Origin of the sequence: Pantoea sp. EKM103V, assembly GCF_011800365.1 — a bacterium.
GTDB classification, from domain to species: Bacteria; Pseudomonadota; Gammaproteobacteria; order Enterobacterales; family Enterobacteriaceae; genus Pantoea; species Pantoea anthophila.
Map to the genome: position 1 here is coordinate 20,466 of NZ_JAALFQ010000003.1, position 23,211 is coordinate 43,676.

A 23,211-nucleotide genomic window follows, 5' to 3' on the forward strand; every position below is an offset into this window, starting at 1 on the left:
CGCCGCATGAATGGGCTGCTTTTTATTACGCTGGCGGCGTTTGCGCTGCTGGCGCTGATCATTATTGTTCTGATCAAAACGACCCGGCTGCGTTTGTGGCAGGGGCTGGTTCTCTTTCTGCTGCCGCTGATACTGGCGAATCTGGTCTGGTTCAGCTGGGTCGCCCCGCATCGGTTGCAGGCCAGCCAGCATGAGCAGGCGGTGAAGCAGCTGGCAACAATGCCGGGCTACCGGGTGCTGCAGACGCAGGAACCGGCGCTGTGGCTGCTGCTGACCCAGGAACTGACCCGCCGCATCCGGGCCGGAGAACCGGCTGAGCAGGCGACGGGCGAACTGCGCGGCTGGCTGATCGAGGTGATTAATCAGCGGCTGATGCGCGGAACGGATCAGGCGGTTGTTAACTATATCCGCGTCTCAGTCGAAGAGATGAAGGCGCTGAACAGACTCGATCCGGGCCTCTGCTTCCGTTATCTCTATCCGCAGGTGAGCGGAGGCATCAATTTGCTGACCACGCTGCCACCTTCCCTGAATCGCAAGGAGGCGGATGCGATGGAACAGCTGCTGCTGAACAGTCCTCCGCCCGATCAGCCACTGGATAAGCCGCTGGCACAGGCGGATCTGCAGAACATCGTCGGTCGCCTCTATCAGCAGTGGGGCGAAAAGCTGCAGCAGCTGAATATGCCTGCCGACACGGCGGTAGACCGTTCATCGCTGTGTGCCATGTCTATCGATCTCTACAGTGCCATTCTGGCATTACCTGACAAGCGCGCCGCTAATCTGTTACGTAGAATGATTGCCCTGACCGGTCAGTAACGGATGGCTGGAAGCGGGCAAAAAAAAGCCCGCTAAGCGCGGGCAGGGAAGAGAGGAACAGATTCTTATTTTTGGCATTTCCTGGTGTGGTGCAGTCTTTCGTTGGGTCTGACTGCATCCTGTCATGTCTGGTACGATAGCGATAGCCGTTTAATCGTATCGCATTAATTGGCAAAATCTTCTAAGGTTTCGATTTTTCGCGCATTAATCCTATGGATGCGTGACAGGCCGCGTCATACACTGCGCGGCAAAGTGAGGACAACGAAATGAAAAAATTAATTACCGGCGCACTGGCGCTTATTCTGCTGAGTGGATGTACCTCCAGCAAACCCGGGGCATTTGAACGTGTTGACGAAGATCCCAGCTCAAATACCGTTCAGTATCGGTTTGACCCGCTGAAGGTCAATCGTGATGCGATGGATATTGACCTGGCGAATTACTGCAGCAACAAAGGATTTGATAAAGTGGAGGCGCTGCCGGCACAGGAAAGTCATATTCCGGGGCTGAAGAAAGCGTGGTTCCAGTGTAATTACGCCATAAAAAGCTAAATAAAAAAGGGCGGGATAATTATCCCGCCCTGACGATTTTATATTTTTATTTTATGCTGTGTGACATCTTTGCCCGTTAATGGCGATGGTGACCGCCATGATACCCTCCGTGATGACCTCCGTAATAGCCTCCGTGATACCCGCCACCTCCATGGTGCCAGCCGTTGTCGTGCCTCGGGCTGATGATACAACCGCTTAATAAGGTCATCAGCGTTACCACCGAAGCGACTTTAATTAATCTCTTCATCGGAAGCGTCTCCTCTTTTCCAATGACTATGACATTACGACGGAAAAGTGGAGTGAGAATGCAGGCTTTGTAGAGTTAGTTAAACAGATATGACGGAATATTTCAGCGCGATCTTTTCTGCGGCGGCTGAAAATAAATAAATCAGAATGGGCTGAATAATAAACACTATCAGAGAGAATCTTCTTAAAATCAAGCGAAAATAATTCTCATCTGACCGTTTTTATCACTACATTATTAGCAGGTCAGTTTAACGGGAGAAAAACATGGCACATGAAGTAAGACATATTCTGGCATTACAGGCTGAGCTGGGCGAATGTCCGCTCTGGTCAGTGGAAGAACAGGTGTTGTGGAGTGTCGATATTCTGGCACCGGCGATTCACCGTTTCGACCCGGCCAGCGGTGAACTGCAGACTTTTCCGCAGGCGGAAGAGGTAGGCTGCATTGGTCTGCGCGAGCAGGGTGGACTGATCGCCGCCTTGCGTAACGGCGTCTGGCTGCTGGACGCACAGGGCCGGCCTGAAAAAAAGATTGCCGAAAATCCGGGTGACGCGCCGTTAAGCCGGTTCAATGATGGACGCGTCGATCCCTGGGGCAATTTCTGGTGTGGCAGCCTGTGGGAGCCGCAGGATAAAAATGGCGGCCTGCTTTGCCGCGTCACGCCCGACCTGACGCTGGAGGTGAAAGCGCGCGACATCAAAATCTCTAACGGGCTGGCTTTCTCCCCCGATCGGCGCTGGATGTATCACAGTGACACGCCGAACGAGACCCTCTATCGCTATCCTTTAGATGAGCAGGGTGAACCGGGCGAACGTACGGTATTCCGGCGCTTCGATGCGAAAGGGGGGCTACCGGATGGTGCTGCGGTGGATAGCGAAGGATTTTACTGGTCAGCCCAGTTCGATGGCGGACGTGTGGTGCGTATCGACCCGCAGAGCAGTGAAATCGTCGATGAGATCCTGCTGCCGGTGAAGTGGCCAACCATGGTGGCCTTTGGCGGCGCCGACCTTAAAACGCTGTTTATCACCAGCTCACGGGAAGATCGAACGGAGGAGGAGCTGGCGCGCTATCCCCTGTCGGGCGATCTCTTTGCTGTGGACGTGGCCGTGGCGGGTGTGGCAGAGCCGCGTTTCCGCGGCTGAGGATGATTGGGCCGTGGCAACACGGCCCGACAGGATCAGTGACGCTGCAATACCGGTGCTGGCGCAACCGTACGCTGTGGCAGACGGATAGTGAGTGACAGGAACAGGGAGATGACCAGCAGCGTCATAATCAGGCTGAATGTCACCGTGAAACCGCCAAACAGTGAGGCAACCAGTGAGCCCAGTACGCTGCCGATGCCAAAGCCGAGATAGAGCAGGCCATAGTTTTTGGTCAGGTTATTAAGGCCGAAGAAGTCACTGACCAGCGAAGGGAATACCGTGATGGTTCCGCCAAAGCTGAAGGCCACACAGGCGAGTGACAGGAAGAAAGTGCTCTCATTCATCCGGGTGAAAAGCAGCACGCTCATCCCAATCAGCGACACTATCTGCGCCAGCGAAATCACCCGGATGCGCATCATCCGGTCGGACAGCACGCCCAGCACCAGACGGCCGCTCAGGTTAGCGATGGCGATCACGGTGACGGCACTGGCGGCAGTCTGGGTGGTCAGATGCACCAGGCCTTCACCGATGTCTTTAGCCACCCCGATAACATAGAGACCACTCATGCAGGCGGTCAGGAACATCAGCGCCAGCATCCAGTACTGCGGCATACGCACCGATTGTGCCAGCGTATAATCACGCGCCTGTTGCTGACCTCGCTGGCTGCTGCTGTTTTCCTGCAGAGGCGCATCGCGCATCAGCAAAGCCCCCAGGATAATCATCGACATGGCCAGCACGCCCCAGATCATAAAGGTCTGCTCCAGACCCACCGAGGCCAGCAGAGCGCCGCAGATGAACTTGAATCCAAGACTGCCCAGGCCATATGCGCCAATGGCACAGGCAGAGATCATCCCTTTGCGCTCCGGGAACCACTTCACGCAGTTTGACAGCGTCATCAGGTAACCCGCCCCATCGGCCAGACCCACCAGCAACCCGGCGCTGAAATAGAGCATCATCAGGTTATCAGCCTGGGCGGTCAGCCAGAAGCCGACCGCCATTAGCACACCGGCTCCGATCGTGACGCGGCGTACGCCAAAACGTTCCTGTAATTTACCGGCCAGTGACGAGGCAATTGCCAGCCCCAGACTCAGCAGGCCAAACGAAAAAGCCACCTGACTGATCGGTGCATTCAGCTTGTGGGAGAGCTGGCCGTTGAAAAGACTCCATGTGTAGACTGACCCCAGCGCGAACTGAGTGATTACGGTGCCGAACAATGTAAGCCAGCGGGAACGCTGGTATGAAGCCTGCTGCGTCTGGTTCATCATTTATCTCTCCCGTCCGGGAATCTGGAAACTGCGGTCAGAATAAAGCACTAACGCGCGCGCAGGCGTAGCAAACGCATGAACGGAACGGATCAGGGAATGAAATGCCATTCAGCGGGTATGAATGGCATTGTGCACTCTCTGTGAGGTCGCGCTGAAGGTAACCAAAGCGGCAACCTGATGAGTAAGCGTAATGAGCGGTAAGATAATGTTTCACACTGCTGTTTCTGTAAGCAGGTTTCCGGATCTTTTGCCAGGATAGGGGTTCACTCAACAGGAGGAAATATGAAAGACCGGACATATGAATCCACTACCAGTGAAGACGAAGTCTGCTGCATCATCGGTCAGGCCGTGGTTGAACTCAGTACAGAACAGCAGCCTGTGACGAAATCGACGCTGGCACTCAAGCTGCTGTCGATGGCTGACCGTGACAGTGACGATGAGCGTGTTCTGCTCTACTGGATTGCGCGCAAAGCGATCAATCAGCCGCAGCAACTCCTCCCGCAGTCGTGGGCATAACAGTCAGCCCATGCGGGCGCTACGCCCGCATCTCTGTCAGACGGTCGCCCGACTAACGCTGAGCGGCCAGCGGGCAAACATCACGACATTGCCCAGCAAAATCATGACAAGGCCAGGGATGGCACTGGCGTGCCACTCATATCCCTCATAGCGGGTTGACAGTGCCAGCGCGACCAGCGGAAACAGCACCGTCGTGTAGGCCGCCCGGCTGGCACCGATGCGACCCACCAGCGTAAAGTACGCACCAAACCCCATCACCGATCCCACAATCGCCAGATAGCTTACCGCGCCTGTCCATTGCGCGTTCCACGTCGGCTGCAGTGAAACCCCCTGAAGCAGTGAAACCAGCGCCATCATTAACGCGCCGTACAACATGCCATAGCTGTTGGTGGTCAGCACGTCACGATGCAGACGCTGATGCCGCTGACTGATCATATTGCCGAATGAGAATCCCAGCGTGCCCAGCGCACTTAATCCAATGCCCCATAGCAGGCCCGCAGAGGTCTCTGTGTTGCGCAGATCGTGCCAGAACAGCGCCACAATGCCTGCAATCCCCAGTATCATAGCCGGAAGCAGTCGCGCGGAAGGGCGCTGACGGAAAAATATCCAGCTGTTAATGGCGTTATAGATCACCGCCATGGAGAAGATGACCGACTCCAGACCACTGCTGATATATCCCGAAGCGTAATAGAAACAGACAAAATTGAAGCCAAACACGCAGCAGCCCTGCAGCAGACAGAAGAGATGATCGCGCAGGGTCAGCTTATCCAGCCGCTTTATCAGCTTAAGCAGAAGCAGCATCACCACCGAGGCCAGTAAAAAACGCCAGAAAACCGCGACGGTCACCGCGCTGGCGCCCGCAGACTGTTGCGCATAAATCGCAATCCAGGTTGTGCCCCAGATCACCACCACAGAAAGATATAAAAACAGGTTCATGGCCTGAATCTCCACGTTAAAACGCGGAGTCTGCCCCGGTACGGCAATCAGGTCTTACAGCGGATTGCGCGGAGTTTGCAAAATCTTGCGCATTTTTCTGTGTCGTCCCGATGTGACCTGTTTTCTGTCCCGCGTTGTCCGTAAACTGGCACTCTGTTCAACCTGAAATGCGACCCCGATGCCTGTTTATCAGACTTTTGAAATGCTGCAGCGCCAGAAAGCCCAACTGCGTGATCAGGTGCAGCTTCACAGCGGCATTCAGCTGGCCGCCTGGTTTAACAGTGGCGATCGTGTCACCAACTTCAGCGATCACCACACGCTGAGCCTCTATGTCGCGGGGGGATATGACACCTGGCACAAAACTGCGCATGGCTGGCGCAACGGTGGGGCACCGGATCGCTTCTGTCTGATGCCTGCCGGCACCGAGTCGACCTGGGACCTGCGGGCCGATCTCGCCTTTGTCCATCTCTACTGCAGTGAGACGCAGCTGCGACAACTGGCTGAGCGGGTATGGGATCGCAGCCCGGCACAGTTAACCCTGCATGAGAAAATCTTTTCTGCTGACGACCGTATCACGCAGCTTTACCGACACTTTCTGCTGAGCTGCGACTGGCAGCAGCCTGCCAGTCAGGTGATGCTGAGCAGCGCCTCCACCTTACTGCTGACCCACCTGTTGCAGCACTACAGCGACGTGCAGTGGCAGCTGCCCCAGGTGCGGGGCGGCCTGGCACCGGCGGTGTTACGGCGGGTGCTGGACTTTATTGAAACCCATCTCGACCAGCCTTTAACCCTGGCGGTGCTGGCCCAGGAAGCGGCGCTCAGCGAGTTTCACTTTGCCCGCATGTCCCGGCACACCACCGGCGCAGCGCCACACCAGTTTGTGATGCAGCGTCGGATGGCACGCGCACACGCTTTGCTGGCACGTCCCGATCTGACACTGACCGAAATTGCCTTTCAGTGTGGTTTTCACTCTTCCGCGCATTTCAGTCATCGGTTCCGCCAGGTTTATGGCATGACGCCCTCCGCCTGCCGTCGGGCGCAGAGCTGAAGGCGGTTTTAAAAACGTTTTAAATGATATCCGGCCGCGTTTTAAAGAGTGCGTGAATCGGTATCTTCTGGTGGCGTAAATCACCGCGCTGGCTGGGTGTGGGGGAGGGTTTAAATCTATTCTCACCAGCGGTTCCTGCAATTATCGCATTAAATCAGGCACGCTTTTCTTAATAAAAATTCGATGTCATTCTGGACATCTTTCTTAGGAATATTCTACAGTTTCTCCTGTCAGCCCGCGTTATAACGTCCGACGTTTCTTTCCGCCTTTATATCTTCTGTTCCAGAATGCTCCTTCAGTCAGTCAATGACTCTTTTTGGTGTAGCTGTATTGATGCAAATCAATGCCATAACCAGTTACGCGTAATTTTTCGTTCGTTTTCACTGCAACAACATAAATGTTTATTTAATCGCTCACTTCTGGCTCAAATCGCTGGTATGGCGACAATCACCGCTATTAAAATTCAGCAGAAAATTCTTAATATGTTTAGTAAATAGCGTAATGATCTTAATATTTGATCTTATCTCGATCATTATTCTATTATCGTGCGTCTATAGCTTTAGTCTGAAAAATCCATGTAGCGATAATCTGAGGGATGATGAGATGTCGGATAGTTTCCAGAGTGAAGTGCCGAAGGCACGTATTAATTTGAAACTCGATTTGCATACGGGGGGCGCAAGCAAGAAAACGGAACTCCCCCTTAAATTACTGGTGGCGGGTGACTTCAGTCATGGTCAGGAATCTGCACCCCTGTCTGAGCGTAAGAAAGTTAATCTCAACAAAAATAACTTTGACGCAGTGCTTTCCGAATATTCCCCAAACGTCAATCTGACCGTTAAAAACACACTTGACCGCGATGCAGTCAGCGCGGATGAATGTTCTGCAGACTTTGCTCAATGCCTGCCCGAAAGACATTCCGGAAATCGTATTACCGGGTCAGACTCGTTGCGTGACGAAACGTCATGGACAGCACTCTGATCAGGTTAACCAGTGAGGATTTATCGCGCCGGTAAAAAGCAGGTGTTGTAATGCGGGCAGGTGTAAAGGAGAGGGCAGATATTGTCCCCTGCAGAAATCGAACTAGTGGTTAATTTACTGATTTTAAAGGTTTTAATTGAAGTTAAACCTTTTATACCATCATAGATACCAACACTCAAAAATAACCTTAAAAACTGTTGTGAGACACTGAAAAAAGCGTCTTAATTATACTCAATTTTATCAGCCGTTGTTACTGTTTCACAGCTTGTTGATTGAAGAGCTGGTTCAAGGTGATGATGAGCTGACTTCTACATTGAGCTATAAAACACAAATGTAAGGCCTCGGTATGGATACGGTTCAGATCTACAAAGAGCTACAGGCTTGGTTTAACTACGACAACTATGTTGATGTTGAGTCTTGCACTTTGAAAGGATTACATAAGGAGTTACAGGTCAGAAAGAACATCCTCGACTCAATTGAGTTTTTTGGAGAAGGGGATGTTTATTTTGACCAGATCCTTGCAGGTAAGCCCTTAATCAGTAAAACGTTTGATAGCAACACTCATCTGACGGAAAGCCAAACACACATACGACAAGTCACTTTCAATCATGTTGAAGCACTCAAAAGATCTCTTGGGATGTTCTCTCAGGAATCGTTTGTCAAAGGAACAAATCAACTTAAGAAAGAGGTCAAAGAGCAGACACTAACTCAAAGTATGAGAGCCGTTTTTATGAGAACCAATGAAAGCCGTGTGTATACACACTTTGACCTCGAAAGCTCATCAGATGAAGAAATCATAGGCTCGCTTCGTGCACTACTTCCGGTATGGAGGAAAGAGTATGGAATCAAGGACAGGAAGCAAGAGGCTTTCGGTCTTGGAAAGATTCTAAAGTTGGTTGACTACCGTATCCTTCCAATGATTGATCTGCTCATGTGGGCTAAGTTAAATGATGTCTTTCTTTCAAACACCATCCTTTCCAGAGTGCTTTATCCAAAGCTCACAGATGAGGTTCGAGGAGATGAGCAACTCAAGGATACAGATCGTCCAATAGCTGAAAAAGCATTGTCAGGTGAGACTTGCAAAAATATTGAAAGTTTTATTAATAAAAATAGTCATATTAAAGATATTCCTATCGTAGGTTTAAGAAATTTAAACTAAATGTCATTAAGGGAAAGTCATGGAAATTTTATATGGAAAATGATGCCGATTGTTAAAATTTCTATCCATTGTTTTTAGATTGTTTAAATGATTGAGTTTGATATTTAAATAAAAAGGAATTGCGTTGATGGAAAATAATACCTCAGCTTTTATAAAGTTAGTCGATGAGATGATGAGTAGTAATGAACACTATTTTTTGCAACTAATTGAGATGAAAAAAAATGACTTGAATGTTAAAGGGAAAGTATATGCGGATTATAATTTGAAATACGGAGGAATGAATGTAAATGATTGGAATGAATTTGATTTTTTATTAAAGGAATATATAGTAGGTTTCAATGCGCAAGATAAAATTACTAAAGATGTTTTAGAAAATACAACAAAGCAGTTAGAAATTGATTTCTTGAGTGGTAACATAACAAAAGAAAAAGCTCTTTTATACATATCCCTATCAGACGGGATAAATTACTATGGCCTTTATAAAGGGAGTGGTTTACCATCGTTTTCTAATTTAATTTTTTGGAGAGATTTGTTAAAGATGTTATATGTGAGAAATCTTCTAAATCAGAGCTATTATTCAAGCAGATGCGACGAGAACGCTTATAAAATTGAAGGGTTTGATGATTTGCCAAATTTAGTAATCGCTGTGAAATTGATCGAAGAAAAGATCAGTGAAATTATATCTTTCAAAGATGGAATTGTTTGTTTCACTGAGGGTCAAGAGGAAAGGATTGTAAGTAAAATCGAAAAAAAATTACGTAGTCTAAACTTATTTCAAGGTTTGAGGTTGATTTTTTCTATATATGAAAATGAAAAAAGAAAAAATAGAATAGAGAAGACTTTACCATACAAATACATCATAAATATGATGGTGAAAAACATAGCAAAATCAAACCATAAAATAAGCAAAAATGAAAAAATAATTAATGTGTTTGAGTTAATGAATGCATTTATATCATTATATCAACTTAAAGAAAGTAGGTTTGCTATAGCTGGGATTTCAAATGCAAACTTAACTCAATATTTAAGAAAACAAGTCTTATACTCAAACTTCTACCCCATATACCCACTAAAAAATGAAACACTGATTGAATATATTAAAGGTATTGTGGAACCGAACATTAAAATTGATATGTTTCGTGAAAAGTTTGGTTTTAGTTTCAATGAGTTGATTAGTTTCTTTAAGTTTATAGGTATGCAAGTAAGTGATGTGTTAGTTTTAGAGAAAGAAACTATAAGTGAAGCTGACGCAAAGATAGTTGATTTTTTTTCAATAGATGCAGATGTAATTAATAAAAACTACTCTTCAATGAGTAGTTTAATATTTAATGAAAACATTTTCGCCTTAAACCCTGTTGTTAAATACAAAAGAAAGTTTTATTTAGTTGGGTATAAGTATTTTAAGTTAAATTTCTATAATGCATTGTTAGAAAAAATAAGAAGGGAGTTTGATAAAGAAATCAATTCTAAAATTGGTGGTAACATAGATAATTTAGTAGAAAATATTTTTAAAAGCCTTCAAAAGAAAAATAAATTTGAGGTTTTTTCTGGAAGGTATACACCACCCAAGAAAGAAAATCCAGAAAGTGATCTGTTAATAAAATCAGATAATGACTTAATTTTGATTGAAAATAAAAACAAATATTTAACACGAGTTGCATTTTCAGGTGATGAATCCGAGATACTAAAGGATTTTATTTTATCTTTTGGTTTTTCTCAAAAACAATTATTTAATCACGAGAAAAATATCAGGCTGTATAAACAGATTAAGTTTGAAAAAGATAATAAGACTCTTCAATATGATGGACAAAATATAATAAAAATATCAATATCAACTAACAATTGGTATAGCATTATGAATAACCCATCGTCCTTGATATTACCAGCGGTAACTGGGTTGACTTTTGATGTCGAACCAGATTCGGTTAAAAAGGGTCATAAAGATTTCATGAAAGCGAATAAGTATTTAGACGAGCTGAATGCTTTAATCGAGGGCTTTCGTAACAAACATCCAAATGAAATAAATAAAATATTAACTCAAACTGTTTTTTTACCATTGGAATTAATTGTCGATAAATATAAAGATGAGTCATTTATTACTATAATTAAACTTTTGATATCAACAAAAATGAATACGGACAATATAATGAATGTATATGATTATTGTAAGTTCTTAAAGAGTCAGTCCTAATATTTTATTTTTTAGATTTTAAAATTAATTTTGACGAAAAATTAGCCGAATTAAATGATCATTTATGAAATTTATGCAGTATTTATGATTAAATTCGATGAAATAAATGTTGAGTTACGCTCACACATATAATTATATGTCAAGAGTCAAGGGGTGAAAAATTTTACCCCTCAGACATTTTTATAATCTGTTCCCCCAGAAAACTAAATCCACACAATCCCTTCAAAGCCTGTTCCCGTCTACTTAGTATCAACTCATCGACAAGACGAGGAGATACAATCATGAACACATCTACTAAACAAACCACACGACTCATCCGCTTACCAGAAGTCATGCATAAAACAGGTTACAAGAAAGCATGGATTTACCGATTGATTTCTGAAAATAAATTCCCTAAACCTATCAAACTGGGGGCAAGGTCTGTAGCTTTCATTGAGATTGAAGTCGATGAGTGGATTTCTGACACCATTAGCAATTCGAGAACAGCTTCATAGTTAGGCTCCAGACGAACAACATCGACAAAGTGAGGACAACGTGGAAATTAAAGAATTCATGAAAATTGGAAACCTTTCAAGGCTTGTGAGTCAAAAAAACTTCGATAAGATTTTCGATGCTAAAGCTATCAGGTTATTACCTGTGAATACATTGAGTAAGAAATCCGTGGAATGTTTAAGCTATTACCTCGAAGATAGCGAATACAATCCATTCCAAGTTTTACCTGAGTTAAATGAAGATAGTCGAAACTATATCTATGAAACCATACTGTCAGTGATCAAATGTAATGAGCTACTCAGAAAGTTATCGAAAAAAATCACACAGAACGAAATTCATATTGCTGTAAAAGAGGCTGGAAAGGGCGAAGATCATATCTTGCTCTGTAGCTTAAGTGTGCAAAAAGGGATGTTAGACCATTATGTGAAAACAATGCCGGGTCTTCTCCCAGATGAAGATTCATTTATGACAGATGACATGAATTTTCTTAAGCTAAGCACTGAAGATATAACGAAAATTTTGCTGTGTGACATGTTGGAAAGAGGAGCATTGATGATTCATATGGGAGATGAACTCCGCAGTAAAGCTAAAGTTATTCAAGAGGAATACTGGAAAGAAGTAGAAAATATTTACAACGGACAAACGGCAATACAAATTATTATTTAAAATGTCATCATTCCAAAAGTGTAAAGTTTTAATATCAAAAACTAGTAAAATTTAACAGAATACTTTCCAAATTATTTTTTTGGAACCGCTGTATTACTTATGCCATAAGGATTTATTAGTTTTTCTTCTTGAATCGGGTATGACTACTACTTACTAGCCGTACTGGTTTCTTTCACGTGAAAGAAATTTTTTTAAGTATCTAAATGGATTATAAATAAATCCAAAAATAACAAAATAAAATTGCAAAGTTTAAATCGATAAAATAATGATAAGCCGTAGTGATTACTAAATGTAAAGTTTTCGGAGGGTTATTATAATGTCATTCAAAATAAAAAAATTTGTTATGAGCAATGGAGAACGCGGTTGCTTAATTCTCAACAAAGAAACACTGCTACCAGTTTACTATCAGAACCTTTATCTCACAACTAATGTCAGGAACAGAAGTGCGACTGCATCTACGATGGAGATAGTCGCAACGAATCTACTTATCCTTAGCAATTTTATGGAAAGTAGGAAAATCAACATCATTGATAGGATTGAAAGCAAGCGGTTCCTAAGTGTAGCCGAAGTCGATGACCTGATACGGTATGCAAAGCAAAGATTCGATCATCAAAAAATCACGAATGTAAGATTACTAAAAGGAAAGCAGATTGCTACACGAACTTTTAGTTACAGGATACACGTTTTTTCAAGCTATCTAAATTGGTTGTGCGGATTGATCCATTCTATGAAGGGAATCCATGCCAGATATGAAGTCGAAAGTTTCATTGAAAGCATAAAGGCGCACATCCCGCGAAATCGCTCACTCAGCATCAATGACAGAACTGACAAATCGATAAGTGAAGAAAAAATAAAAATTCTGTTTAAGCTGTTGGAAGTCGAAGGGAGCCAAAACCCATTTCAGAAGGAGGTTCAAGTCAGGAACAGACTCATTTTTACCTTGTTACTGAATTGTGGGTTGAGAGCAGGTGAGTTACTAAATCTTAGGGTAAATGATCTAAATCCTAGAAATAACACACTGAGTATTGTTAGAAGACATGACTGCATTGAAGACCGAAGGCTGAATCAGCCATTAGTCAAAACTGGCGAAAGGATAATCCCATTATCAGACGAGTTAGTGATAGAGATCTTCGATTACATAAATAATTTTAGGGATAAATACACTAAAAAGAAAAAACATGACGTTCTATTTGTAACTCACAGTGCAGGTAAAACAGTAGGGGAACCTTTATCTGTTTCAGCATATGAAAAAATAATTTCTACTATTAAAAAATCAAGCCCAGAATTAAAGAACTTATCAGGACATAGATTGAGACACTCTTGGAACTATTTTTATTCAAATGAAATTGATAATTCAAATTTAGATGTCAGCCGAAAATCAGGATTGAGATGCTATCTAATGGGTTGGTCCAAAGATTCAAAGATGTCAGAGAATTATAACTTCAAACACATATCAATTAAAGAAAAGGAAGTTATTGGAAGAGTTTATGAATCTTTGAAAAAGATAACTGAGGGTCAATATAATGGAAACATGTGAACTAAGAAAAGAGAGTCTGGTTTTTGCAAAGATGCAGGTGTATAGCTTCAAGCTTTCTGATATCAAATGGCAATTAGATAAAGAGAATTCTATTTTCCCACATAAGATTGCCGATAAAATGCCAGAGTCGATGCGTATTGGTTACCTTACTACCTTGGCTTGCTTTTCGGCTGAATACAGTGCAGGTTACACAAAAAACATCAACCAGATATTTAGTAAATGGTTAGGGATGATAGACATTAAGACGATAGATGCTAATGCGGTTTATCAACTTAATGTTAATTTAGGTCCTGAGAAAAACTATAAACTAAATTCTATAAAGAAGTTTCTAACGAAGTGGAAAAAGCTCGGTTATGTAGGAGTTGAAACCTCAGCTTTAACAATGCTGGAAAAAATAAAGGTTAAGACTAATTTGACAGGTGAAGCGGTCAAACGAAGAGATCCAAATAGTGGACCGCTAACTGGAGAAGAACTGGAAATCGTTCTTGAGAGTATCAGCAACTTGTTGAAAGAAGACAAAATTCCTATGTATCTTTATTGCTATGTCATTCTTTTAGCAACCACGGGAAGGAGGCCATTACAGTTAACTTCCTTAAAAGCAAAAGATCTCATCAGAACGGGAGAAGGTTGCTTTCTAAACATACCGAAAGTAAAACAAAGGAAGGACTTTAGAAGTGAGTTTAGCTTGGTAAGTATCGATGACTGCCTTTATGAGAAATTAACAACCTTGATTAATATGAATCAAAAATACATTGAAGATAATATTAGTCAGAGTGTTTCTCATATGAAAAATAAATTACCTATATTCATGGACACCAAAAAATCGGTATCAATTCAGTCTGGTCAAAGTTTAGATACCATTATTGCAACTGATTTTTTACACATGAAGAATTCATTTATTTCAAACAAACTAAATAACTTTACTACTAAATTCAACATTAAATCATCAAGGAATGACGAGGCTATACGGCTTAATGCAAGACGATTCAGGTATACGCTTGGATCTCGTTTAGCAAAGGAAGGAGCCTCAATTGAAGTGATCGCTAAAGCATTAGACCATAAATCTATTAACTCATCAGGAATATATGTAAAAAATAGCCCAGACAATGTTCACGATATTGATATGAAACTTCATTCATTTTTTGAACCGCTATCAAAGATCTTTCTAGGTGGCGATAGCATTCAGAACAAGAAGTTGTTTAGAGAATATGTTTTAAATTCTTTTGGATTCACTGATTTTAAACACGAACACATAGAGTGTTTTACCTGCAAAAACTTTACAGCCTGGAGTTCTGAATGACCAATGTGATTTTATTCGAGCCAATCAATGCTAATAATCCAAATTTAAATGTTAATGATTTTATTGAATTTTGTAAGAGTAATATTTTTAACTCCAAGTTAGCCAGTTCATGGAAAAGCAATGTATGGAAAGGATGTTATAGATTCAATAAGTTTGATATCAACAATAATCGAAATAGTAAAGATAGATTAGATGATAGTTTTATTGATTTTGCTAAAGCTTATATGTTTCATATTCACTCGTTTAACAAGTCAAAGTTAAACCAGAATGCCTTGGCAATGTTGAAGATCGTTGAGTTTGTGTTATTGAAATCATACGGTGAAGCTAATGTGGTCAAGTGTAATAATAACATTTTTGATGAGTGTGTAAGAGTAGCAACGGCTAAATATACGAAATTAACAGCAATTGGCATTGGTAAGGAACTTGAGAAACTATGTTTATTTTTGAGTGAAAACAGAATGACAAGCTCATCATACTTTTTTTGGGTAAATCCGTTAAGGCATAAAATAACTCAAAGTTGGCAAGGTTATGAACCTTCTCTGGAAGGGCACTCAAAATTACCAGATATAAAAGCCGTCATAGCCATTGCGGAGATTTTCTCAAAAGATGAAAGCCAACTGTCTGTGAGGGACATTTTCACAACGTCTGTTCTTGCACTACTGATGTGTGCACCAGGACGAATCTCGGAAATTTTAAGCCTTCCTGCGGATTGTGAGATTACAGAGCATAATGAGAACGGCATTGAACGATATGGTTTAAGGTTTTTTTCAGCGAAGGGGTATGCTGGAGACATCAAATGGATTCCTTCAGTAATGGTTCCTGTCGCTCAAAAGGCCATAGCCCGGTTGAGAAAGTTGTCCACCCATCCAAGGTTTGTTGCAAAAACGATGGAAGGGAAGGTCCCTGAGTCATACAAACATGAACTCTTTACTAAAAAGCCTCAAAATTTTCCCTGGTATGATGAAGAAAAGAAAATCAAATATTCGAATGCTTTATGTCTGTTATTTGAGGGACAATTATGTAAGAAAACGAGCAATCATTTGGCACCTTTGATCAGACCCACTGCTCAGTTTTTTAGATCGGATATTGATGCCTTTGCAAGTATCAAAGGCACTACAAACTTGTTTAAAAGACACGGTTATATTAACGAAGATGGTAGCCCGTATTCGCTTAGGACCCATCAATTAAGACATCTACTCAATACGTTTTCTCAAATCAATGGCATGGACGAGTTTAGCATCGCCAGATGGTCTGGGAGGAAGCTGGTCTCACAAAATGTTTCCTATGATCACCGATCACACTTACAAATGATCAATCTCATGAAAGATAAAACTTCAATCGGAGCCGTTAACAGTCATAGGAAAAAAGAAATAGCTGTTATGGAAATAACTGATTTCGATTCATTGAAGAATGGAGCTGTGCTTGTCACTAAGCACGGTTACTGCAAGCACTCATATGCTTTTGACCCATGTGGTTATTATCCAATGCAAGACTCTGGAAAGGATGATGAACGACTAATGGTAATACATAATAAAATTATTGAAAAAACCAATTATGATAAAAATGATGGGAATGTTAATGCTGATAAATGGTATAAATTTCAAACTAAAATAATAAAAGGAGTATAAATGGCTAAACACATTACTGGTTATGATGAAAAATTGATAATGAAAGTTATTAATACCTGGAATGACGATGAGAAGCTGACCTGGGAGGCTTTATGTGACCAGTTGATAAAGATTATTGGGAAGAGACCTTCAAGGCAATCTTTAAGTAGTCATGTTAAAATTGCGGATTGTTTTAATTCAAAAAAGAAGCTTCTCAAGTCTGGTGTGAAAGAAACATGTGCGGTTAAACCTGCTAATTTAAAAATTGCTTGTCAGAGAATAAAAAGACTCGAAACTGAAAACGAAGCCTTGATAGCATTGAATAACAAATATTTAGAGCAGTTTAAGATATGGCTATATAATTCTCATTTAAAGCAAATAACAATCGATGAGCTTAATCGTCCTTTACCTAAAAAAGATATTCAAATAGAAATTGATAGGTTTTAACTATTGACATGACTGAATATTATGATATTTCTTTAAATGTCAGGATGACATTCACAACAGCAAGGATGCTACTATGAATAAATTAAACAGATATTTGCCAGATCAGAAGTTTTTGATACTCCTTAATCGCTTCATTCTTAGATACGATGAATCAGACTGCAATAAAGAAAAAATTGTAAAAGATGCCTACCTGTTCTGTGTAGGATACTTTTTGAAGTATCAGCAAGACTATCAGAATCCTTATCTGAAGGGACCAAGCAACATTATTGCAGTTTTGAGTTCGGCTTTGCTCAGTCCAAACTTCTATACAATACCTTCAACTGTCAGCCTTGAACGAGTGCTGTATTTCTACAAGTTTATCATCGAATACATTATCTGGAATGAGTATGAAGTAGAAAGAATATTTGCTACTCAAAAACAGAGCTTTACGCCTTCACCAGAGCTTAAATCAGATGGTTTCAAAATGAAGAAAAGGGTTTAGGATATACTTTTTATTGAGTATGGCGATACAATAACTATGCCATATGATCTTTACACTTAACTTAGGGCGAGTGTTCTGCAAATGGATCATATGGCATCTCAGCTTTAATGTATGATATATTTTCTTTTATCTTATGGCTTTTCAGGATGATGAAATGAACGATTTTGAGCAAAAGCTCCTTCAGAATGGATTTTCGGCGAAGGATATCCGCAAGCTTAATGAAATTCTTACCCGAGATGAGAACAAATCAGATACACTTCAGTCTCTCATTCAGGAGCTGAGCAAGCGCTTTTGGGCTGGTATAATTTCCATGCTCATTATTTTATCAGTTTTCATTTATGGTATAGCGAAAGGGCATAAAGAAAGCCTGATTTCTTATGCTATCGTCCTTATCATCGGTGCCATAATCGTTTACTTTGTCATACCAATGAATCTGGCCTGGAAAGCACACAGGTTTGCTAGTAATAGCAAAAGTTAGTTTCCATTTTGGTTGTGATTCATCTGATAGAGGTTCACACCTATAGCGCTACCTTTCCAGACTGCTGTTGCACCCTTTAGAGCCAAGTCTTGTTTGCTCATCATCTGCACCTGGCGATAGTAATCAGTAGGGAGATACTTGAATATTCTCCAAGCCTCGGGTTTCAAAGTCAGTTTAAAAATTCCGTAGTAAGATGTAGTGAGATCAACTACTTGGTAAGCAAGCAGACCCAGGCGTTTATCAAATCCAAAAAATTCAGCTACATCCTGATAAGCTTCAATCACCGGATTAGTAGGGTTTGAAACTCCTCTTAACTTATCTATGCTTTCCGCCATTGAACCTGCACCATTAGCAATCAATGCAGAACCAGCAACAACACCGATAACATTTCCACTGAACAGTGATCCAGCAAACAAGCCTACCCCAGCCACTAGCTGAACAGTCCCAAGAACTACTCCGATGCCGTCGATGACATAGCAAATGATCTTTTCATGGTCATGGTAAAACTTCACAGAAGACGAAACTACGGCTTCTCCTGTTCTGAGCATCCTGTCCTGAATCTTTAGGTTTTGGGCTTCTTGCTTGAGATTTTGGATACACTCCTGACACTTATCATCCGAGATAGAAGTGCGGATAGTCTGGATCTGCAAGCGGGTGAACTCCTTTATTTCATCCTGAAACCTTACACGGACAAGCGCATCCTTGAGATGGAACTGTGAGAGGGATGTGGCAACATTGACTAAGTGATTAGCCTCAAGACTTGCCATGCTCAGAAAGTAGTTTAATTGCCTGTTCCTGTCCCAGTAGTTATCCATACAACATCCTTAAAGATATGAGTTTCTGCACTGCAAAATTTACACCTAACTTTCTCATATGATAAGAAATTTTTCATTATCATAATCAAGCAAGGAAAATCGTTTAACTAGCTGATTTTAAATATAATTACTATTATGGCAATAGTTATCACTGCAACTAATCTCACAATTATGAAAGCATTATGTGAAGAAAATGTGGTGTAAATCTGCGCGAAAAATTGTAAAGTATTATGTCTTGCACGGCAGAAGGCTTGCTAACAATTACTCATATAGATAGTTATATTTCTTCTTTTATTCTAAGCCTGCATAACCAGCGAAAGTCAGTTAATCAAAATCAAAATTAAACTTTGAGGCATAAAGGAATGTATCTTAAAAGTATCAAAATAAACAATTTCAGAAAATTTGGTAGCAAAGATAATTTAATAGGCTTTGTAAAAGCTAATTCAGGAGGCAATAATGAAGCACCAGTTGCTTCATCAACCACTTTAATAGTAGGTAAAAATAATGCAGGTAAAACTACTATAACTAAAGCATTAGAATTTATTGTTGATGAAGGAGATAAGTTAGTCGGCTCATATTTTAACTTTGATTACTTAAATGGTTTGTTGAATAAGTATATAGAAGGTGACTACAGTGAAACCCCAGAGTTGAGCTTTATTTTAGAGGTGATTCTTGATAATCGTGATCAAGATTTAGCGACTAACTTTGGGGAATTTATCACTATTAGTGACAGTGAAGATGTTAAAAAAACGCAGTCAGCTATAGTTAAAATATTTTATGAAGTTAAAGACAAGGATTTGTTTGAAGTTGACATGAAAAAAGGTATTGATTTTCTTACTTTGAAAAAAAAGGATAAAGTTACAAAATTTAAATATTTAGTGGACAAGATATCAGAAACCCAATTTAGACGAGTAGTAAAAGGATTAAACGGTAAGGGAGAGAAAAGCATTAGGCTTAAAGATATAATTGATCTCAAGGTTATATCGGCTTCAAATAATATTCATGATAAAAGGTTGCTGGCTAAATCTTTTAATAAAATAATTAGGTATATGTACGAAGTAAATGATAAAAGTTTTCAGAGTATTAATAGTTTAGTTGAAAAAAACAATAATAGATTGACAGGTAAAATTAGAAGAAATCATCAGAAGGGGATTCAATCTGTCTTGGAAAAAATCGTTTCTGAAAACGCGTTAGCTTTTTCTTTAAGAGCTGATCTTACCTTCGATAAGTTAATGACCGATCTTGTCACTTATGAGTATATAGACGGTGAACATCACGTGCCAGAAGGGCAATTCGGTTTAGGTTATACTAACCTGATCAATATACTTAGCGAAATTATTGATTTTTCTTATAGATGCAAATATATGAAAAAGCAAAGTAAAGTTCAGGTTTTATGTATTGAAGAACCTGAACTTTTTATGCATCCACAAATGCAAGTTAATTTCATTCGTCATATAGAAGAAGCACTTTTTGCAATATTAAAATTATCAAGCAGAGATTTTGCCAATTTAAAAACTCAAATTGTCATTACTACACATTCATCACACATACTGAATAGTGTGATCCAAGAGAGCTGCTCATTAGACGAAGTTAATTATACATATCCAGAAAATGGGCTTAGCAAAAATATCATAATTAAAGATTCTGATATTGCTAAGGGTAAGAATGAGAGTGATTATTTTCAGTTCATAAAAAAACATATAAAGCATCAAGTTCCAGAATTATTTTTCTCTGATGCAATTATATTAGTAGAAGGCATTACCGAAGAAAGAGTTGTTAATTTTTTTATAGAAAACGACATTACACTTAGAAGGAAAAAAATTTCTGTATTTAGAATAGATGGTGCCCACGGAAGTGTTTACATTAAATTGTTAAATGCTCTGAGAATACCCTCTTTAATTATTACTGATATTGATTTTAAAAGAGAAAAAGAATCTTTATATGAAGAGGTCCAAGCAAAAGACAATAAGATCATTAAAGTCCCTCTTTACCCACAAATAGAAATAATTGATGAAACTACACTCACAACTAATAAAACACTCACTTTCATTCATGGAAGCTCAAAAGTAAATACCTTCCATAAATATTTTATAAAAGAAAATGTAAGGGTTTCATATCAAATTGAACCTGTTGAACTTTACTCTTTAGGAACCCTGTTAAGTAAATATTATGCTACTAGTTTTGAAGAAGCACTAATTTTAGAGAATTATAGCAATCCTCTTTTTAGAGAAATTTTAAAATCAGTAATCCCTTCTGTAATGGATGAATTGCTGGGTGGGGAAAATGTAGATGAAAATGTTTTATTTAAAAACTCTTACAGGTTACAAAAGAATTTATCCGAAAGTAAAAGTAAATTTAGTAACTCACTTATATACTCGTTGGTTAACTCGGCAGAAAATTCAGAACATCAATTAAGAATCCCTAAGTATATTAAAGAAGGAATTGATTGGCTTTCAAATTACAAGTTCGCTGACGAGGTTGAATTATGATGTATGTAGAGTCTCAGGATGTTCTTATAGAAGAAGTCAAGGTCTTTGATACCTTACTTGGGTATGTTAATGACAAAAAGTCATTTTATTTTCTCTCTGGTGCTGGTAGTGGCAAGACACATGCTTTGATAAGTTTAATAAAGAAGATAATGCATGATAAAAAATCGCAATTAGCATTATCGAGGCAGAAAATATTATGTATCACCTATACTAATAATGCTAAAGATGAAATTATCAGCAGGCTGGGTGAAAATGACTTGGTTTATGTGTCTACAATTCATAATTTTTTATGGGACATGATTCAACATCACATGGATGCTCTTGTTGTAATTCATGTTACATACTTAACTGATTTAATAAAAAAAAATGAAAATGAGTTATTTTATGATGAGAATGACAAACCTGCATATCAAGTTTATAGGGGGTTAAATCAAGCTGAATTAGAAGCAGTCACAGACTTTATTTTGGAAGATAATGAATCTTACTATAAAATGCAAGAACTTAATGCTGGGGATTTTTGGCAACTATTAAATGATGAACTTGGCCAAGATTTGAGCAATAAATTAAAAACAAATAAATCTCACTTGCTTAAAATATTTTCATGTATTAGAAGGATCTATAATTATAAGAATTGTGTAAAAAACATCGCTGAAGGGGTTAGAGGTTATGACTTTATAGAATACAGCATAAGAAATGCAGAATGTCTTTATAAGAATAGAATTGGCCATGATACGCTTTTACTTTATTCATATAAATTAATGAAAAACTATCCTTACTTTGCAAATATTCTTATCGACAAATTTCCGTATACCTTTGTTGATGAATATCAAGATACACATGATAATGTCGTTGCTTTTTTCAAATTAATTATAGAACGTTTGAAGCCAGGTGGTTCTCAATATTTAATTGGATTATTTGGAGATCCATCTCAAGAGATCTACAGTTCAGGTGCTCGAACTTCGTTTTTGACCTTCGATGAAGTTCATAAAAACATTAATAGAAGATCACATGATCAAATTATTGATTGTATAAATAAAATCAGAGGGGGACATCAGCCTATAAAGCAAGTTTCTATTTTCAGAAATAAAAACCTTGGCAGTGTTAAATGTTATATTTATCCGATGTCAAAATGTAATAAATCAGATATTGAAAAAATAATTGATTCTTACCGGGCTGAATGGGATGTAAGTTTATCTAACCAAATGGCTTGTCTTGTGTCAAAAAATGAGATGCTTGCCGAAGTTTGTAATTTTTCAAACTTATATTCAAAAGTGAATGATTTGTTTGTTGCAGAAAACAAAAACAATTATAAAAAAGTCAATGATGAGTTTGTTGTGAACAATATTGATAAATTTGGTTCCTTTGCTTCTATTATGTATTCTTATTGTAAGCCTGCTTACTTGTTAAAAATAAAAAGCGATGCTCCTATAATCGAATTATTTCCAAAGCTTCATTTGCAAGAATGCACAGTTAAAGATATTGGGATGGCAGTGCGTAAGTTGAATGCATTGAGTTATTGCAGCTTGGAAGAGTATTTCGTCAACCTATATGAGTTGTTTAACACCACCAAAAACAAGAGAGTTAAATCTTTAATTAATTCTCTTTTGCCAATCGAGTTTGATAGTGAAGATATTTGGAAGGAAAAATTAGTTAGATACTGTGGTTTAAGAAAAGTTAAATTTGATGACGCAGTATTCCAGAATTTTTTAAAGGTTGACTTTGATGAGATGATTCATTGGATGAAATACATCAATTCCAATAAAACCGATAGTCCGGTGAATGTCATGACATGTCACTCGTCTAAGGGACTTGAGTATGAAAATGTAATTGTATTTTTAAACGATAAGATGAACAAAAGGCATACGTATTTCTCTAGTCTTCTAAATTCGGATTTGAACGTAGAGTTGTCTCCTGACTTAGAAGAAGTTAGAAGGCTCTTATATGTGTCAACATCAAGAGCTATTAAAAATCTGAGAGTTGTGCTTTTTTCTGATAACGGACTTGAAAAAGATAGCATTCAGAAAATATTTAATAATTATGAGTTTTTTAGTTAGCTTTA

At 39.9% G+C, this 23,211-nt stretch carries 20 protein-coding genes and 1 pseudogene; 18 read left to right on the plus strand and 3 right to left on the minus strand.

Features of this window, described 5'->3' with window-relative positions:
* Nucleotides 1–6: 6 nt before the first annotated feature.
* From HFD97_RS09055 to HFD97_RS09065, 3 genes are all read left to right on the plus strand, one after another.
* Nucleotides 7–813 (plus strand): hypothetical protein, encoded by an 807-nt coding sequence (locus HFD97_RS09055; RefSeq protein WP_009088891.1) that lies wholly within the window; start codon nucleotides 7–9, stop codon nucleotides 811–813.
* Between the two features lie 266 nt (nucleotides 814–1,079).
* Entirely contained in the window at nucleotides 1,080–1,361 is a 282-nt protein-coding gene (locus HFD97_RS09060) for a lipoprotein (protein WP_009088892.1), read from the plus strand.
* Nucleotides 1,362–1,871: 510 nt separating this feature from the next.
* On the plus strand, nucleotides 1,872–2,747 hold the full coding sequence (locus HFD97_RS09065; protein ID WP_009088893.1) for an SMP-30/gluconolactonase/LRE family protein: 876 nt from the start codon (nucleotides 1,872–1,874) through the stop codon (nucleotides 2,745–2,747).
* A 35-nt stretch (nucleotides 2,748–2,782) separates the two neighbouring features.
* Here the strand turns inward: HFD97_RS09065 and HFD97_RS09070 are convergent, their stop codons facing one another.
* Nucleotides 2,783–4,009 carry an OFA family MFS transporter gene (locus tag HFD97_RS09070; RefSeq protein WP_033736497.1) on the minus strand — a complete coding sequence of 409 codons (1,227 nt, stop codon included), beginning with the start codon at nucleotides 4,007–4,009 and terminating at the stop codon, nucleotides 2,783–2,785.
* A gap of 285 nt (nucleotides 4,010–4,294) precedes the next feature.
* Here HFD97_RS09070 and HFD97_RS09075 point away from each other — a divergent pair, with 285 nt between their 5' ends.
* On the plus strand, nucleotides 4,295–4,528 hold the full coding sequence (locus HFD97_RS09075) for a hypothetical protein (protein ID WP_058958160.1): 234 nt from the start codon (nucleotides 4,295–4,297) through the stop codon (nucleotides 4,526–4,528).
* A 36-nt stretch (nucleotides 4,529–4,564) separates the two neighbouring features.
* Here the strand turns inward: HFD97_RS09075 and HFD97_RS09080 are convergent, their stop codons facing one another.
* The gene (locus HFD97_RS09080; RefSeq protein WP_167431309.1) at nucleotides 4,565–5,464 is read right to left on the minus strand and encodes a DMT family transporter; all 900 of its coding nucleotides are present in this window, start codon (nucleotides 5,462–5,464) and stop codon (nucleotides 4,565–4,567) included.
* Nucleotides 5,465–5,642: 178 nt separating this feature from the next.
* On the opposite strand from HFD97_RS09080, the gene HFD97_RS09085 reads away from it, so the two are divergent.
* The 12 genes and pseudogenes from HFD97_RS09085 to HFD97_RS09140 all read left to right on the plus strand — a co-directional run bounded on the left by HFD97_RS09085 (nucleotide 5,643) and on the right by HFD97_RS09140 (nucleotide 17,848).
* Nucleotides 5,643–6,512: a helix-turn-helix domain-containing protein gene (locus tag HFD97_RS09085; RefSeq protein ID WP_167431310.1), complete on the plus strand. Its 870-nt coding sequence runs from the start codon at nucleotides 5,643–5,645 to the stop codon at nucleotides 6,510–6,512.
* Nucleotides 6,513–7,115: 603 nt separating this feature from the next.
* Nucleotides 7,116–7,403 (plus strand): annotated as a pseudogene (locus tag HFD97_RS09090) (type VI secretion system contractile sheath small subunit); the annotation flags it as partial.
* A gap of 433 nt (nucleotides 7,404–7,836) precedes the next feature.
* Nucleotides 7,837–8,649: a DUF6387 family protein gene (locus HFD97_RS09095; RefSeq protein WP_167431311.1), complete on the plus strand. Its 813-nt coding sequence runs from the start codon at nucleotides 7,837–7,839 to the stop codon at nucleotides 8,647–8,649.
* Between the two features lie 127 nt (nucleotides 8,650–8,776).
* Nucleotides 8,777–10,840, plus strand: coding sequence for a hypothetical protein (locus tag HFD97_RS09100; RefSeq protein WP_167431312.1), 2,064 nt, complete (start codon nucleotides 8,777–8,779; stop codon nucleotides 10,838–10,840).
* A 281-nt stretch (nucleotides 10,841–11,121) separates the two neighbouring features.
* The gene (locus HFD97_RS09105; RefSeq protein WP_111208571.1) at nucleotides 11,122–11,334 is read left to right on the plus strand and encodes an AlpA family transcriptional regulator; all 213 of its coding nucleotides are present in this window, start codon (nucleotides 11,122–11,124) and stop codon (nucleotides 11,332–11,334) included.
* A 40-nt stretch (nucleotides 11,335–11,374) separates the two neighbouring features.
* Nucleotides 11,375–11,998: a hypothetical protein gene (locus tag HFD97_RS09110; protein WP_167431313.1), complete on the plus strand. Its 624-nt coding sequence runs from the start codon at nucleotides 11,375–11,377 to the stop codon at nucleotides 11,996–11,998.
* 316 nt (nucleotides 11,999–12,314) lie between these two features.
* Complete coding sequence (locus tag HFD97_RS09115; protein ID WP_167431314.1) at nucleotides 12,315–13,535, plus strand: tyrosine-type recombinase/integrase; 1,221 nt, start codon at nucleotides 12,315–12,317, stop codon at nucleotides 13,533–13,535.
* Complete coding sequence (locus tag HFD97_RS09120) at nucleotides 13,522–14,835, plus strand: site-specific integrase (protein ID WP_167431315.1); 1,314 nt, start codon at nucleotides 13,522–13,524, stop codon at nucleotides 14,833–14,835. Before HFD97_RS09115 ends, HFD97_RS09120 begins: the two co-directional genes overlap by 14 nt.
* Nucleotides 14,832–16,463, plus strand: coding sequence for a DNA-binding protein (locus tag HFD97_RS09125; protein ID WP_167431316.1), 1,632 nt, complete (start codon nucleotides 14,832–14,834; stop codon nucleotides 16,461–16,463). Before HFD97_RS09120 ends, HFD97_RS09125 begins: the two co-directional genes overlap by 4 nt.
* A complete protein-coding gene (locus HFD97_RS09130; protein WP_167431317.1) occupies nucleotides 16,464–16,889 on the plus strand; it encodes a hypothetical protein in 426 nt (141 codons plus the stop codon). It begins immediately after the preceding gene.
* A gap of 73 nt (nucleotides 16,890–16,962) precedes the next feature.
* The gene (locus tag HFD97_RS09135; RefSeq protein WP_028725047.1) at nucleotides 16,963–17,370 is read left to right on the plus strand and encodes a hypothetical protein; all 408 of its coding nucleotides are present in this window, start codon (nucleotides 16,963–16,965) and stop codon (nucleotides 17,368–17,370) included.
* 154 nt (nucleotides 17,371–17,524) lie between these two features.
* Nucleotides 17,525–17,848: a hypothetical protein gene (locus tag HFD97_RS09140; protein ID WP_041455851.1), complete on the plus strand. Its 324-nt coding sequence runs from the start codon at nucleotides 17,525–17,527 to the stop codon at nucleotides 17,846–17,848.
* Here the strand turns inward: HFD97_RS09140 and HFD97_RS09145 are convergent.
* Nucleotides 17,845–18,663 (minus strand): DUF4225 domain-containing protein, encoded by an 819-nt coding sequence (locus tag HFD97_RS09145; RefSeq protein ID WP_167431318.1) that lies wholly within the window; start codon nucleotides 18,661–18,663, stop codon nucleotides 17,845–17,847. The genes HFD97_RS09140 and HFD97_RS09145 overlap by 4 nt on opposite strands.
* 362 nt (nucleotides 18,664–19,025) lie before the next feature.
* Between HFD97_RS09145 and HFD97_RS09150 the strand changes: the two genes are divergently transcribed.
* On the plus strand, nucleotides 19,026–21,152 hold the full coding sequence (locus HFD97_RS09150; protein WP_167431319.1) for an ATP-dependent endonuclease: 2,127 nt from the start codon (nucleotides 19,026–19,028) through the stop codon (nucleotides 21,150–21,152).
* Nucleotides 21,149–23,206 carry a UvrD-helicase domain-containing protein gene (locus tag HFD97_RS09155; protein WP_167431320.1) on the plus strand — a complete coding sequence of 686 codons (2,058 nt, stop codon included), beginning with the start codon at nucleotides 21,149–21,151 and terminating at the stop codon, nucleotides 23,204–23,206. The genes HFD97_RS09150 and HFD97_RS09155 overlap by 4 nt, the downstream gene beginning before the upstream one ends.
* Nucleotides 23,207–23,211: the final 5 nt, after the last annotated feature.

Coding starts and splice junctions, on each gene's coding strand:
- HFD97_RS09145 (WP_167431318.1), bottom strand. CDS start 18,663: ATGGATAACTACTGGGACAGGAACAGGCAATTAAACTACTTTCTGAGC.
- HFD97_RS09060 (WP_009088892.1), top strand. CDS start 1,080: ATGAAAAAATTAATTACCGGCGCACTGGCGCTTATTCTGCTGAGTGGA.
- HFD97_RS09080 (WP_167431309.1), bottom strand. CDS start 5,464: ATGAACCTGTTTTTATATCTTTCTGTGGTGGTGATCTGGGGCACAACC.
- HFD97_RS09085 (WP_167431310.1), top strand. CDS start 5,643: ATGCCTGTTTATCAGACTTTTGAAATGCTGCAGCGCCAGAAAGCCCAA.
- HFD97_RS09100 (WP_167431312.1), top strand. CDS start 8,777: ATGGAAAATAATACCTCAGCTTTTATAAAGTTAGTCGATGAGATGATG.
- HFD97_RS09135 (WP_028725047.1), top strand. CDS start 16,963: ATGAATAAATTAAACAGATATTTGCCAGATCAGAAGTTTTTGATACTC.
- HFD97_RS09125 (WP_167431316.1), top strand. CDS start 14,832: ATGACCAATGTGATTTTATTCGAGCCAATCAATGCTAATAATCCAAAT.
- HFD97_RS09095 (WP_167431311.1), top strand. CDS start 7,837: ATGGATACGGTTCAGATCTACAAAGAGCTACAGGCTTGGTTTAACTAC.
- HFD97_RS09070 (WP_033736497.1), bottom strand. CDS start 4,009: ATGAACCAGACGCAGCAGGCTTCATACCAGCGTTCCCGCTGGCTTACA.
- HFD97_RS09140 (WP_041455851.1), top strand. CDS start 17,525: ATGAACGATTTTGAGCAAAAGCTCCTTCAGAATGGATTTTCGGCGAAG.
- HFD97_RS09075 (WP_058958160.1), top strand. CDS start 4,295: ATGAAAGACCGGACATATGAATCCACTACCAGTGAAGACGAAGTCTGC.
- HFD97_RS09120 (WP_167431315.1), top strand. CDS start 13,522: ATGGAAACATGTGAACTAAGAAAAGAGAGTCTGGTTTTTGCAAAGATG.
- HFD97_RS09105 (WP_111208571.1), top strand. CDS start 11,122: ATGAACACATCTACTAAACAAACCACACGACTCATCCGCTTACCAGAA.
- HFD97_RS09130 (WP_167431317.1), top strand. CDS start 16,464: ATGGCTAAACACATTACTGGTTATGATGAAAAATTGATAATGAAAGTT.
- HFD97_RS09115 (WP_167431314.1), top strand. CDS start 12,315: ATGTCATTCAAAATAAAAAAATTTGTTATGAGCAATGGAGAACGCGGT.
- HFD97_RS09155 (WP_167431320.1), top strand. CDS start 21,149: ATGATGTATGTAGAGTCTCAGGATGTTCTTATAGAAGAAGTCAAGGTC.
- HFD97_RS09150 (WP_167431319.1), top strand. CDS start 19,026: ATGTATCTTAAAAGTATCAAAATAAACAATTTCAGAAAATTTGGTAGC.
- HFD97_RS09055 (WP_009088891.1), top strand. CDS start 7: ATGAATGGGCTGCTTTTTATTACGCTGGCGGCGTTTGCGCTGCTGGCG.
- HFD97_RS09065 (WP_009088893.1), top strand. CDS start 1,872: ATGGCACATGAAGTAAGACATATTCTGGCATTACAGGCTGAGCTGGGC.